This window comes from Sporosarcina luteola (assembly GCF_023715535.1).
Lineage (GTDB): Bacteria > Bacillota > Bacilli > Bacillales_A > Planococcaceae > Sporosarcina > Sporosarcina luteola_B.
In genome coordinates this window covers 419,737-433,533 of the sequence record NZ_JAMBOI010000001.1, presented here as the reverse complement: position 1 = coordinate 433,533, position 13,797 = coordinate 419,737, and the positions used below count along the sequence as shown (strand labels likewise).

The 13,797-nt window shown below is 48.5% G+C and carries 15 protein-coding genes; all 15 read left to right on the top strand.

Going from position 1 to position 13,797, the window contains the following annotated elements:
• Positions 1–250: 250 nt before the first annotated feature.
• The 15 genes from upp to M3191_RS01795 all read left to right on the top strand — a co-directional run bounded on the left by upp (position 251) and on the right by M3191_RS01795 (position 13,728).
• Entirely contained in the window at positions 251–880 is a 630-nt protein-coding gene (gene upp / locus M3191_RS01865; protein WP_251626273.1) for a uracil phosphoribosyltransferase, read from the top strand.
• Positions 881–947: 67 nt separating this feature from the next.
• Positions 948–2,048 carry a non-hydrolyzing UDP-N-acetylglucosamine 2-epimerase gene (gene wecB / locus M3191_RS01860; protein ID WP_435368131.1) on the top strand — a complete coding sequence of 367 codons (1,101 nt, stop codon included), beginning with the start codon at positions 948–950 and terminating at the stop codon, positions 2,046–2,048.
• Positions 2,049–2,591: 543 nt separating this feature from the next.
• Positions 2,592–2,963, top strand: a complete 372-nt coding sequence (locus M3191_RS01855; RefSeq protein WP_251697749.1) for an ATP synthase subunit I — start codon at positions 2,592–2,594, stop codon at positions 2,961–2,963.
• A 30-nt stretch (positions 2,964–2,993) separates the two neighbouring features.
• On the top strand, positions 2,994–3,704 hold the full coding sequence (gene atpB, locus M3191_RS01850; protein ID WP_251697748.1) for a F0F1 ATP synthase subunit A: 711 nt from the start codon (positions 2,994–2,996) through the stop codon (positions 3,702–3,704).
• 54 nt (positions 3,705–3,758) lie between these two features.
• Positions 3,759–3,971, top strand: coding sequence for a F0F1 ATP synthase subunit C (gene atpE / locus M3191_RS01845; RefSeq protein ID WP_060209511.1), 213 nt, complete (start codon positions 3,759–3,761; stop codon positions 3,969–3,971).
• Between the two features lie 188 nt (positions 3,972–4,159).
• Positions 4,160–4,690: a F0F1 ATP synthase subunit B gene (atpF, locus tag M3191_RS01840; protein WP_251698064.1), complete on the top strand. Its 531-nt coding sequence runs from the start codon at positions 4,160–4,162 to the stop codon at positions 4,688–4,690.
• Positions 4,687–5,226, top strand: coding sequence for a F0F1 ATP synthase subunit delta (locus M3191_RS01835; RefSeq protein WP_251697747.1), 540 nt, complete (start codon positions 4,687–4,689; stop codon positions 5,224–5,226). Before atpF ends, M3191_RS01835 begins: the two co-directional genes overlap by 4 nt.
• Before the next feature lie 23 nt (positions 5,227–5,249).
• The gene (gene atpA / locus M3191_RS01830) at positions 5,250–6,758 is read left to right on the top strand and encodes a F0F1 ATP synthase subunit alpha (protein WP_251697746.1); all 1,509 of its coding nucleotides are present in this window, start codon (positions 5,250–5,252) and stop codon (positions 6,756–6,758) included.
• Positions 6,759–6,801: 43 nt separating this feature from the next.
• Positions 6,802–7,659: an ATP synthase F1 subunit gamma gene (atpG, locus tag M3191_RS01825; RefSeq protein WP_251697745.1), complete on the top strand. Its 858-nt coding sequence runs from the start codon at positions 6,802–6,804 to the stop codon at positions 7,657–7,659.
• Between the two features lie 38 nt (positions 7,660–7,697).
• Positions 7,698–9,113, top strand: coding sequence for a F0F1 ATP synthase subunit beta (gene atpD, locus M3191_RS01820; RefSeq protein ID WP_251697744.1), 1,416 nt, complete (start codon positions 7,698–7,700; stop codon positions 9,111–9,113).
• Positions 9,114–9,137: 24 nt separating this feature from the next.
• Entirely contained in the window at positions 9,138–9,539 is a 402-nt protein-coding gene (locus M3191_RS01815) for a F0F1 ATP synthase subunit epsilon (RefSeq protein ID WP_251626247.1), read from the top strand.
• 516 nt (positions 9,540–10,055) lie between these two features.
• Entirely contained in the window at positions 10,056–10,292 is a 237-nt protein-coding gene (locus M3191_RS01810) for a DUF1146 family protein (RefSeq protein WP_251697743.1), read from the top strand.
• Between the two features lie 399 nt (positions 10,293–10,691).
• The gene (murA, locus tag M3191_RS01805) at positions 10,692–11,993 is read left to right on the top strand and encodes a UDP-N-acetylglucosamine 1-carboxyvinyltransferase (RefSeq protein WP_251697742.1); all 1,302 of its coding nucleotides are present in this window, start codon (positions 10,692–10,694) and stop codon (positions 11,991–11,993) included.
• A gap of 72 nt (positions 11,994–12,065) precedes the next feature.
• On the top strand, positions 12,066–13,064 hold the full coding sequence (gene spoIID / locus M3191_RS01800) for a stage II sporulation protein D (protein ID WP_251697741.1): 999 nt from the start codon (positions 12,066–12,068) through the stop codon (positions 13,062–13,064).
• Positions 13,065–13,074: 10 nt separating this feature from the next.
• Positions 13,075–13,728 carry a M23 family metallopeptidase gene (locus tag M3191_RS01795; RefSeq protein ID WP_251697740.1) on the top strand — a complete coding sequence of 218 codons (654 nt, stop codon included), beginning with the start codon at positions 13,075–13,077 and terminating at the stop codon, positions 13,726–13,728.
• Positions 13,729–13,797 lie beyond the last annotated feature (69 nt).

Below are 13,797 nucleotides of genomic sequence, written 5' to 3'. Positions count from 1 at the left end.
AGTCATGCCCGCAGTTCACTTGATTTGTCAAAAGCATTCAGCGCGAAAGGCGGAATTCAACACCGTCAAGCCTACCCGCGCTCATAAATACCGCCACTCACGCATAAATCAGAATTCCCACACATAAACCGCTGCAAATCCGCATAACTCACAAATTCCACGCATAACCGACAATATCCGCATTCCCAATGTGTAAACCGAGACGTTTCTGTTATAATGTACAGGACATTCCGAAAAGGAGCGATTAGCAATGGCAAAAGTACATGTATTCGATCACCCGCTGATCCAGCATAAATTGACTCATATCCGTGACGTGAACACGGGAACGAAGGAGTTCCGCGAGCTCGTCGACGAAGTGGCGACATTGATGGCGTATGAGATCACCCGCGACCTTCCGCTGACGGAAGTGGAAGTGGAAACACCGGTCCGGACAGCAAAATCAAACGTATTGGCAGGCAAGAAACTGGGTATCGTCCCTATTCTGCGTGCAGGCATCGGCATGGTCGATGGCATTTTGAAATTGATTCCGGCAGCGAAAGTCGGACATATCGGCTTGTTCCGCGATCCGGAAACACTGCAGCCGGTTGAGTATTTTGTAAAGCTTCCTTCCGACGTGTCGGAGCGTGAATTTATCCTCATCGACCCGATGCTTGCAACAGGCGGCACGGCGGTAGAGGCAGTGAATTCATTAAAAAAACGCGGTGCGAAAAACATCCGCTTCATGTGCTTGATTGCAGCTCCTGAAGGCGTAAAAGTGTTCACGGAAGCACATCCTGACATCGACGTATACATTGCCGCAATGGACGAAAAACTGAATGAAAAAGGATATATCGTTCCAGGACTCGGTGACGCGGGAGACCGCCTATTCGGGACAAAATAAGTACGCGATCAAATAAGAACGAAATAATGGGGAAGGCGTGAATTGATTGAAACGGAAATGGAAAGTGATGACGATATTCGGTACACGGCCGGAAGCGATTAAAATGGCGCCGCTCGTACTCGAACTGCAAAAGCATCCGGAGGAGATCGAATCGATTGTCACGGTGACAGCGCAGCATCGTCAAATGCTCGACCAGGTTTTGCATGCATTCAACATCACACCAGACTTTGATTTGAACATTATGAAAGACAGGCAGACGCTCATCGACGTCGCGACCCGCGGACTTGAAGGGCTCGACCAAATTATGAAAGAGGCGCAGCCTGACATCGTGCTCGTTCATGGCGACACATCCACGACGTTCATCGGCGGCCTTGCCGCGTTTTACAATAAGATTGCAGTCGGCCACGTCGAGGCGGGACTCCGTACATGGGATAAGTTCTCCCCGTACCCGGAGGAGATGAACCGCCAGCTGACAGGCGTCCTAGCCGACCTTCATTTCTCGCCGACCGAAAAATCTGCGCAGAACCTATTAAATGAAGGTAAACAGGAAGACCGGATCTACATTACGGGGAACACGGCGATTGACGCACTTCAGACGACGGTTCGGGACGATTATAACCATCCGATCCTTGACCAAATCGGGGAAGACCGGCTCATCCTCCTTACCGCGCATCGACGCGAAAACTTGGGGGAGCCGATGCGCAATATGTTCCGTGCCATCGTACGGATCCTGGAAAAGCATCCGGACACGCAAGTCATCTATCCGGTGCATATGAATCCGGCCGTGCGCGAAGTGGCGGACGAAATCCTTGGCTCGAACAAGCGGGTTCATCTGATCGAACCTCTTGAAGTCGTCGATTTCCACAACTTCGCGGCGCGCTCGCACATCATCCTTACCGATTCAGGCGGCATCCAGGAAGAAGCGCCGTCGCTCGGCAAACCGGTCATCGTCCTTCGTGATACGACCGAACGTCCGGAAGGCATTGAAGCGGGCACGCTGAAACTTGCCGGAACCGACGAAGACACAATCTTCAACTTGACAGACACGCTGTTGTCAGACGAAGCGGAATACAACGCCATGGCCAAAGCTTCCAACCCATATGGAGATGGCCATGCATCCGAACGGATCGTCAGCGCTTTAAAGGAATATCTTTCCTTAACGAACTGATATGCGCCAACGCGTTTGTGCATATTGAACAATGCATGCACGTTTATTGCTAAAGCACGTGAAATCAAGCTAATGAGGGATTTTTTCATCGGGTCAAACTGAGGGAAATCCCTCATTTCTTCATTATGACATAATTGATTGTGCAAATATGTCTATTATTTGACAACGTGAAGACTTTGTGAAGAATTTCACGGGAATCAATTGACATCAAAATGCCCCTATTGTATGCTAACAAAGGGTAAGAATGATAGGGAACCATACATATGATAAACGCCTCGATGGCAAGCTTCAAGGCGATTCTATCATCGTTATTGGCGCCGTTCCACGAGGGGCTCCACGAGCGTGCTTAATGGCAACGCCTCCTGGTGGTCAGTTGCTTACGGCAATTCACAAATTACTACAGGTTCCGACCTTTTTCGGAGTCTCTATCAGTACAAACCCTACTAAGGGAAACGGATCAAACCGTTTGGCACTCCCGTTGTACACTCGCCTCATCTCGAAATCGCCAGACCCGGAAAATACGAATCAGGAGAATCACCCATCATGCATACATTGCGACAGATCTTTAATAGGCAGAAAATTGCTCTCTTCTTTTTGCTCGCACTGTTTGTCATCGGATGGGCTTTTAGTGACTTCAGACCGTTTTTCGGTGGATTAATCTTGGGTTCCTTGTTCGGACTGTATAATTTCTGGATTCTTGTCCGTAGAATGGAAAGATTTGATCAGAACATTTCGAAGGGGAAAGAAACAAAGTCAATTGGAACCGCATTGCGATTCGGATCCGGAGTAGCTGCGGCAGCCATTGCGTTGTCTAGCCCGCAGAAATTCGATCTGATTGGTACAGTGGTCGGACTGATGATTCCACACGTTCTATTGCTTGTAGACAGAATCGTAGTCCACGTAAAGCATTTCTAAACTGACACGCATAAGGGAGGTGAACGAAACGTGAACCATGGAAATCCGGATTTTGACATCCTCGGATTACACTTTAACCCGTCAAACATCCTCATGCTCTTTGTCACATGTCTAGTCGTTTTCCTTATTGCCGTCCTTTCGACGCGCAATTTGCAAATCAAACCGACAGGCATGCAGAACTTCATGGAATGGATCATGGATTTCGTCAAAGGGATCATTAAGAACAATATGGACTGGAAAACAGGTGGACGCTTCCACGTACTCGGAATCACCTTAATCATGTTCGTCTTCGTTGCAAACATGCTCGGTCTTCCGGCTGCAGTCCAATGGAAAGGTGAGCTTTGGTGGAAATCACCGACAGCGGATCCTGTCATTACGATGACGCTCGCTGCGATGGTAGTTGTGTTAACCCATTATTATGGCGTTAAGCAACTCGGAGCGAAAGGATACTTCAAAACGTATCTTCAACCGATGCCATTCTTGGCACCACTTAAGATCATCGAAGAATTTGCAAACACGTTGACACTCGGTCTTCGTCTTTACGGTAACATTTTCGCGGGAGAGATCCTCATCGGACTTCTTGCGACACTTGGGGCTGGCAGTGCATTCGGTCTTATCGGAGCATTGATCCCGTCACTCGCTTGGTTAGGCTTCTCAGTCTTCATCGGAGCGATCCAAGCATTCATCTTCGTTATGTTAACGATGGTCTACATGGCGCATAAAGTCCAAACGGATCATTAAGCATATATAATAACCATCATAAAATTTATTTAACTATTAGGAGGAAAATACACTATGGGTCTTTTAGCAGCAGCACTTGCAGTAGGTTTAGGTGCACTTGGAGCAGGTATCGGTAACGGTTTGATCGTTTCAAAAACAGTTGAAGGCATCGCGCGTCAACCAGAAGCTCGCGGTATGCTTCAAACAACAATGTTCATCGGGGTAGCGTTAGTTGAGGCCCTTCCGATCATCGCGACAGTTATCGCGTTCATCGTAATGAACAAATAATAAAACCAATTCAAAATGGCGAAGCACGCGGCAAACTGCCCTTCGCCATTCATTTATGTATCAACAGACGTTTGAAATGGTAATTTGAAGTTGAAATTAATAATGACGTTCTTTCTATATAATAACGAAAATTGACATGAGCTCTTGAAGGGAGTGAAACAATCGTGTTAGGAAACACCTTCATCCTATTGTCCGCAAACGGCGGAGGATTTTTGTCATCATTGAATAACCCGAATGGCTTGAATCTAGGCGACATCATCGTCACAGTACTATTCTTCACAGTCCTCATGGTACTCCTTAAAAAGTTCGCATGGGGCCCACTTATGGGGATTATGGATCAACGTGCTGAATTGATCGCAAACGAAATCGAAGCAGCTGAAAAAAGCCGCTTGGAATCACACAAACTTTTGGAAGAGCAGCGTGCCCTTTTGAAAGAGGCGCGTGAAAACGCACAATCGATTGTTGAAAATGCTCGTAAGCAAGGTGAAACACAACGTGAAGAACTGATGACAGCAGCGCGCGCAGAAGTGAACCGGATGAAAGAATCCGCTTCTCTTGAAATCGCGACAGAGAAGGAAAAAGCAGTTGCAGCCCTCCGCGAAGAATTCGTTTCGCTTTCAATTATGGCGGCGTCCAAAGTACTTGGCAAAGAAATCTCCGAGGAAGACAACCGTGCTTTGATTGAAGAAACGATTGTGAAGGCAGGCGAAAGCCGATGAGCAACTCCGTCGTAGCAAAACGCTATGCGCTCGCCTTATTCGAACTATCTCAACAACATGGACAAACCGGTTCGATTCAGGAAGAAATGAGAGAATTGAAGAAGGCGTTCCGTGACAATAAAGACCTTAGTGAGCTATTGGATTCTCCGAAATTATCATCAACAAAGAAGAAGGAAATAATCGGCAGCATTTTCAAAGGTGCAAATCCGCTCGTATTGAATGCGTTATACGTATTACTCGATGCGAAGCGCATGGATGAAGCGCAAAATGTCTTCGAAGAATTCCTGATGCTTGCAGATGATGCTGCAGGAATCGCAGAAGCGAAAGTATACTCGACGCGCCCGTTGACGGAGCAAGAGACAAACGCCCTTTCGGCCACTTTCGCAAAAAAGATCGGCAAACATTCTTTACGCATTGAAAATATCATCGATCCAAGCCTGATCGGGGGCGTCCGCCTTCAAATCGGCAATCAGATTTACGACAGCAGCTTGAGCGCTAAGCTCGACAAACTGCAACGTAAATTGATCGGATCCTAATTTGAAATTGAGGGGTGACATACATGAGCATCAAAGCTGAAGAAATCAGCACGCTGATAAAGCAGCAGATTGAAAACTATCAGTCTGAGATGGAAGTAAGCGAAGTCGGTACGGTTATCAAAATCGGTGACGGTATCGCTCTTGCTCATGGCCTCGACAACGTCATGGCCGGAGAGCTTCTTGAGTTCTCCACAGGTGTCTTGGGTATGGCTCAAAACTTGGAAGCGAACAACGTAGGTATCGTTATCCTCGGACCATACACAGATATTAAAGAAGGCGATGAAGTACGTCGGACTGGCCGTATTATGGAAGTTCCTGTCGGTGAGGAATTGATTGGACGCGTCGTGAACCCAATCGGCTTGCCGGTAGATGGATTGGGCCCGATCGCAACAACGAAAACCCGTCCAATCGAAAGTCCTGCGCAAGGCGTCATGGCACGTAAATCCGTTCATGAGCCATTGCAGACAGGCATCAAGGCGATCGATGCACTCGTGCCGATCGGCCGCGGACAGCGTGAATTGATCATCGGTGACCGTCAAACAGGTAAAACGACTGTCGCAATCGATACAATTCTGAACCAAGCTGACCAAGATATGATTTGTATCTATGTCGCTATCGGACAAAAGGAATCCACAGTTCGTGGGGTTGTTGAAACACTCCGTAAAAACGGAGCGCTTGACTACACAATCGTAGTAACAGCATCCGCTTCACAACCGGCTCCATTGCTATTCCTAGCACCATACACTGGTGTAACGATGGCGGAAGAATTCATGTTCCAAGGCAAGCACGTCCTTGTGGTCTACGATGACCTATCTAAACAAGCGGCTGCTTACCGTGAACTTTCCTTGCTACTTCGCCGTCCTCCAGGCCGTGAAGCTTACCCTGGTGACGTATTCTACTTGCACAGCCGTCTACTCGAGCGTGCAGCGAAGTTGAACGATACATTAGGCGCAGGTTCAATCACTGCACTTCCATTCGTTGAAACACAAGCTGGGGACATCTCCGCTTACATTCCGACGAACGTAATCTCCATCACTGATGGACAAATCTTCTTGCAGTCGGATCTATTCTTCTCGGGTGTACGTCCAGCGATCAACGCCGGTCTATCCGTATCTCGTGTTGGTGGTTCCGCGCAAATCAAAGCGATGAAGAAGGTTGCGGGTACACTCCGTCTTGACCTTGCCGCATACCGTGAGCTTGAAGCGTTCGCAGCATTCGGATCATCCCTTGATTCAGCGACGAAAGCCAAGCTTGACCGCGGAGCGCGCACAGTTGAAATATTGAAACAAGACTTGAACAAGCCATTGAAAGTTGAATATCAAGTTGTCGTCCTTTATGCGTTGACACGCGGACTTCTAGACGACATCGCTGTAAAAGATATCCTTCGTTTCGAAGCTGAAATCACAAGCTGGCTCGAGTCAAATCACACTGAAGTGTTCGATCATATCCGTACGACAAAAGACCTTCCGTCTGATGAAGTGATGAAAGATGCAATCAACGCATTCAAGAAGAACTTCGTACCGTCCGAGTAATCCGGATTTTGATTTAATTAAACAATAAGGTGGTGAATTGCCAGTGGTATCATTACGCGATATTGAAAACCGTATTAAATCGACAAAGAAGACGAGTCAGATTACGAAAGCGATGCAGTTGGTGTCGGCTTCCAAATTGACCCGTGCAGAATCGAATGCAAAAGCGTTCGTTCCCTACATGGAAAAAATCGAGGAAGTGGTCGGCGCTATCGCAAGCGCGACGAGCGACTCCGGACATCCGATGCTCGTCAACCGGCCGGTGAAGAAGACAGCTTACATTGTCGTGTCTTCGGACCGCGGTCTCGTAGGAGGCTACAATGCCAACATCTTCCGTACCGCTAGACGTGCGATCGAGCAACGCCACGCATCGAAGGATGACGTGAAAATCGTCGCCATCGGACGTAAGGGGCTTGAGTTTTTCGAGCGCCTCGGATATGAAGTCGTTGAAAGCCTCATCGGCGTATCGGACCACCCTTCTTTCGATGAAATAAAAGCAATCGCGAACCGAGCTGTTGGCATGTTCACAGAAGGCGAATATGATGAAGTGTACTTGTACTACAGTCATTTCATCTCCGCCATCTCCAGTGAAGTGACGGAAAAGAAATTGCTTCCGCTCACGGACCTTTCATCAGCGTCAGCGCTTGCCCAGTATGAGTTTGAGCCTTCCGCGGAAGCGATTCTTGAAACGCTTCTACCGCAATACGCGGAAAGCCTCATCTACGGAGCAGTGCTTGATGGAAAAGCGAGCGAACATGCTTCCAGTATGACAGCGATGAAGACTGCTACGGATAATGCAGGTGAGTTGATCGATTCATTGAGTCTTCAATTCAACCGTGCACGCCAAGCAGCAATTACACAAGAGATTACAGAAATCGTCGGCGGAGTTGCCGCTCTCGAATAAAGCAATTTGAACGGGAAAGTAAGTCAGGAGGGAAAAGCATGAGTAACGGACAAATACTTCAAGTTATGGGTCCGGTCGTTGACGTGAAATTCGAAAACGGCCAGCTTCCGGAAATCTATAATGCTTTGAAGGTCCAAATCCAACGTCCGAACGAACAACCTGAAACGTTGACGCTTGAAGTCGCACTCCACCTCGGGGACGACTCAGTGCGCACGATTGCAATGTCATCCACTGATGGCCTTCAACGTGGCGCTGCTGTTACAGATACAGGCGCAGCAATTTCGGTTCCGGTCGGCGATGTGACACTTGGACGCGTATTCAACGTACTTGGAGAGATCATCGACCTTGGAGAGGAAGTTCCGGCATCCGAACGCCGCGACCCGATCCACCGTCTCGCTCCACAATTCGAAGACCTTTCAACGAATGTTGAAATCCTTGAAACAGGTATTAAAGTTGTCGACTTGCTTGCACCATACATCAAAGGTGGTAAAATCGGCCTCTTCGGTGGTGCCGGTGTAGGTAAGACGGTTCTTATCCAGGAATTGATCAACAACATCGCACAAGAACACGGCGGTATTTCCGTATTCGCAGGTGTTGGTGAGCGTACACGTGAAGGGAACGACTTGTTCTATGAAATGACGGATTCCGGCGTTATCAACAAAACGGCGATGGTATTCGGACAAATGAACGAGCCGCCTGGCGCACGTATGCGTGTTGCTTTGACTGGTCTGACAATGGCAGAGTATTTCCGTGACGAACAAGGCGCGGACGTTCTTCTGTTCATCGATAACATCTTCCGCTTCACTCAAGCGGGATCTGAAGTATCCGCACTTCTAGGCCGTATGCCATCTGCCGTTGGTTACCAACCGACACTTGCAACTGAGATGGGTCAGCTTCAAGAGCGTATCACTTCAACTAACGTAGGTTCCGTTACATCGATCCAAGCGATCTACGTACCGGCCGATGACTATACGGACCCGGCTCCGGCTACGACATTCGCTCACTTGGACGCAACGACGAACCTTGAACGTAAACTATCAGAAATGGGTATCTACCCGGCGGTTGACCCGCTTGCTTCCACTTCACGCGCACTTAGCCCTGAAATCGTAGGCGAAGAGCATTACGAAGTGGCTCGCCAAGTACAATCGACGCTTCAACGATACCGTGAACTACAAGATATCATCGCGATCCTCGGTATGGACGAGCTTAGCGAAGACGACAAACTTGTCGTAGGACGCGCACGCCGCATCCAATTCTTCCTATCGCAAAACTTCCACGTTGCCGAGCAGTTCACAGGCCAAAAAGGTTCATACGTGCCTGTCGCTGAAACGATCCAAGGCTTCAAAGAAATCTTGGAAGGCCGCTACGACCACCTTCCGGAAGATGCATTCCGCCTCGTCGGACGCATCGAAGAAGTCATCGAAAAAGCGAAAAGCATGGGCGTAGAGGTCTAATAAACAGGATCAGGAGGGAAACAAATGAAGACAATCAAAGTCAATATCGTCACTCCCGACGGACCTGTAAGTGAAACTGAAGCGGATATGGTGATTGCCGCCACGGAATCTGGTGAAATCGGGATCCTCCCCGGCCATATCGCAATGGTTGCACCACTCCAAATCGGTGCCCTTCGCCTGAAAAAAGACAACTCGACTGTAAATGTCGCCGTCCATGGCGGGTTCATCGAAGTTCGTCCGGATGTTGTCACCGTTTTAGCACAACATGCTGAATTGGCTTCCGACATCGACATCGACCGCGCCAAACGCGCAGCGAAGCGTGCGGAACAAGCACTACAAGCAAAAGCTGATAAACTTGAAGCTCAACTGGTGGAACTCGACCTAAAACGGGCCATCACCCGCATCAACGTTTACGAAATGAAATAATAGCTTTGACTGGTTGGCGGGCAGAGGGAGTCTTTCTTCTGCCCGCGTTTTATTGCTTGCAAACTCGCCTATAAAAAGTGGGGCAGCGCTCAAGAAAGTCGTCGTCGCGCTCAACAATGGGATTCTGCGCTCAAGAAAGTCGGCTACGCGCTCAACAATGCGATTGTGTGCTCAAGAAAGTCGGTCCCGCGCTCAACAAAGCGATCTCGCGCTCAAGAAAGTCGGCCACGCGCTCAACAAAGCGATTCTGCGCTCAAGAAAGTCGGCTGCGCGCTCAACAAAGCGATTCTGCGCTCAAGAAAGTCGGCTACGCGCTCAACAAAGCGATTCTGCGCTCAAGAAAGTCGGCTACGCGCTCAACAATGCGATCTCGCGCTCAAGAAAGTCGGTCCCGCGCTCAACACTGCGATTCTGCGCTCAAGAAAGTCATTCCCGCGCTTATGATTCGCCGCTACGAGCTAATTAATCGCAGCACGCACGTATGTAAATCCGGTTTTCAAAAAAGGAGGCAGGAATATGAACGACGTATTTGCACACAACCCGATGCTGGCCATTGTCTCGCATATTTTCTTCATCGGCCTGTCATTTTATGCACTGCAAGCAATCATGCCAGAAAAAATCATTAAAAAGCACCACGTTTTTCAAGCGCAATTGCTCTTTATTTTATTGAGTTTTGCGATAGGTTCGACCGTATCAAATTTCTTTTTGGACATATCCTATTGGTCAGGAAGAATTCCTTCTTTATTCAATTGACATTGTTTGGTGGAATGAAAAACGGGTACATAGTCAGTAGGCTAATGGCTCAGTCAAAACTACTCATATGCCACGGTATGCATGTCATCGCCGCGTCTACATCCGGATGTGAACGGGGCGATGGCATGAAATTAAAAAATAATGTTTAATTTCCGACAAGTTATGGGAATTACATAAGTGTCAATTGGCAAATGCCTAACCATCAAAGAACACAAAACGACAAATGGGTACATATTATAGACTATCTTATAGATAGACGGGAAAATAGCTCTGTAGTTACTTGTTTAATAATGTAGAGCGTTGTAGAATAGTATGTGTTTTTATGTTTAATTTATGACCAAAAAAATCAAAAGAACAATTATGGCTATCATTATAAATACTGAGTCGGAGGGACTTTTTGTGGACAAAATAATTATTAACGGTGGACGCGTTCTTCACGGAAACGTACGTGTGGAAGGCGCTAAAAATGCGGTGCTGCCTATCTTGGCGGCTGCATTGCTCGCGTCGGATGGTCCTAATATCATTCGCGACGTTCCGAATCTGTCGGACGTCTCCACGATTAACGAAGTAGTCAAGAGCCTGAATGCGAAGGTGGACTACGATCCATCTCAAGGGCAAGTGATTATTGATTCAACGGAAAAACTCGCTAGTGAAGCACATTTTGATTATGTACGTAAAATGCGTGCGTCAATTCTCGTTATGGGACCATTGCTCGCGCGCAACGGTTTTGCACGTGTAGCGTTGCCAGGCGGATGTGCGATCGGCTCACGGCCGATTGACCAGCATCTGAAAGGGTTCGAAGCGATGGGTGCGGAAATTACATTCGGACATGGACATGTCGAAGCGACAGCGGAGAACGGTCTGAAAGGCGCGAAAATCTATCTAGACTTCCCGAGCGTCGGCGCTACTGAAAATATCATGACAGCTGCAGCCTTGGCAAAAGGGACGACAGTTATCGAAAACGCGGCGAAAGAGCCGGAAATTGTCGATTTGGCGAACTTCATCAATGAAATGGGTGGAAGAGTGATCGGCGCCGGTACGGATGCAATCCGGATCGAAGGTGTCGAAAAGCTTCACGGTACGATTCACCATATCATTCCGGACCGTATCGAAGCAGGTACATTCATGGTCGCAGCAGCAATTACTGGCGGCGACGTGACAATCGAAAACGCAGTACCTGAGCATAACGCAGCGTTGATTTCCAAGCTTGGCGAAATGGGCGTTATCATCACGGAATTGGACGAAGGCTTACGCATCCGGGCGAAGCATCCTTTGAAGGCGGTCGACTTGAAAACGATGCCGCATCCAGGATTCCCGACAGACATGCAATCACAAATGATGGCACTTATGCTGAGGGCATCCGGAACAGGAGTGCTCACGGAAACAGTATTTGAAAACCGCTTCATGCACGTCGAAGAATTCCGCCGCATGAACGCGAGCGTCAAAATTGAAGGACGCTCGGTCATCATCTCAGGACCATCCAATCTTCAAGGGGCTGAGGTTGCGGCTACAGACTTGCGTGCGGCAGCTGCTCTCATCTTGGCAGGCCTCGTTGCGGAAGGCGTTACACGCGTCACGGAACTCGATCATCTGGATCGTGGCTATGTCGATTTCCATAAGAAATTGAAAGCGCTCGGCGCAGACATCGAACGCGTTTCAACGGAAGAAGCGAAAAAAGAAGCAGAGAAGCAACTCGTATAAACAGCACTCTTCATACTCTTATTCGTAGACTCCAAAAACTGCTCCTTGCCATATCGGCGAGGGGCAGTTTTTTTGAATGAAATACGGTCCTTCATCATACAATCGAATATGGACAAACTACTAGCCGTTTTATTCATCGTACTACTATTTTTTATTCCAATCCTCATGAAAACAACTGTCGAACCGAAGAAAAACGTGGCAATGGAAGATCCTTGCGCAATCACTATCACTGTGGAAGGGGTGGACAAGCCTATGCCGCTTGAGGAGTATGTTGTTGGGGTCGTTGCCGGCGAAATGCCGATCGACTTCCATGACGAAGCCTTAAGGGCACAAGCGATTGCGGCTCGGACATATGTACTGCGGACGACGGATGGCGGCAAGAAGCCGATCGAAGCGACCGTCTCCGCCCAAGTATATAAAACCGCAGCAGAACGGAAGGAACGCTGGGGGAAGAAGTTCAAGGTGAACGAGAAGAGGCTGCGGGAGATCGTAGCAACAACCGAAGGGAACACGATCGTATATGGTGATGAAATGATCACCGCCATGTTTTTTTCGACATCGAATGGGAAGACTGAGACTGCGAAAAACTACAGCGGCAACCCGATTCCGTACTTACAGAGCGTGGAAAGTCCGGGGGAGGAAGTCGTCGAAGCGAAAGTGGAACGGCACATCGAAATGCCGATTGCGCAGTGGAATGAAGCGCTCGGATCCACTTGGAAAGCCGATCAGTTCAAAAGCCTCCAGCTCGTCCGCAATCAAACGGGCCGCGTGCAAAAAGCGGTTTCCACCGGCTTCGAAATGAGCGGCCGGGACATGCGTGAAGCGCTCGGACTCGCTTCCACAGACTTTGACATCGCCTACGACGTCACAAACGAAATCGTCCTCATCACGACGAAGGGATACGGGCACGGGGTCGGCATGAGCCAATACGGCGCCGAAGCCTTCGCCCAGAAAGGATGGACCGCTGAAAACATACTGACCTACTATTATTCCGGCACGACAATAAAAAAATTTGAAGTAGACGAATCTGAATGTTTAAAAACACCAACACTTGCAAACAATAGCAAGTGAGGTGATGATAATGCGAGAAGAAAAACCGAAATCCCCTTCTCAGAAGAATAAGAGTCAGAAGAATAGATGGTTCTGGCCGGCCATCTACGCGGGAATCGCGATCGTCTTCGTCGGCATGATTTGGGGCTACAATGCCTTCATCCAAAAGGGCCCGAACGAAACTGCCGACGTCGCAATTGATCCGAACGCCCCGCCGCTCGTCGAAACAAATGCTGCAAATGAAGTACTCAAATTCCCGTTCAAAGAGGACCACCTCGATGAAGTGGCGATTATACAAGAGTACTATGATGCAGACGCCAATGAAGAGTCGCGAGAAAATGCACTACTTGTCTTCAACCAAACGTACAAGACAAACACAGGTATTTCGCTCTCGATGAATGACCAACCATTCGAAGTCATCGCAGCCCTAAGCGGAACAGTGAAAGAAGTCGTTATCGATGAATTCCAAGGCAGCGAAATCACTATCGAACACGCCAACGGAATGACAACCATCTACAGCTCCTTGACCGGCATCCTCGTCAAAGAAGGCGATGAAGTCACGCAAGGCCAATCACTCGCAACTGCCGCAAGCAACGAATGGAACACGAAAGCCGGTACACACCTGCACTTCGAAGTGCACAAGGACGGCAACCCAGTCAACCCGCGCTCATTACTAGGATTTTAAACCGACCAAACCACTCTCTGGTTCGAGAGTGGTTTTTTGTGTTTTTACAAACAAATGTGTAAACGCGGA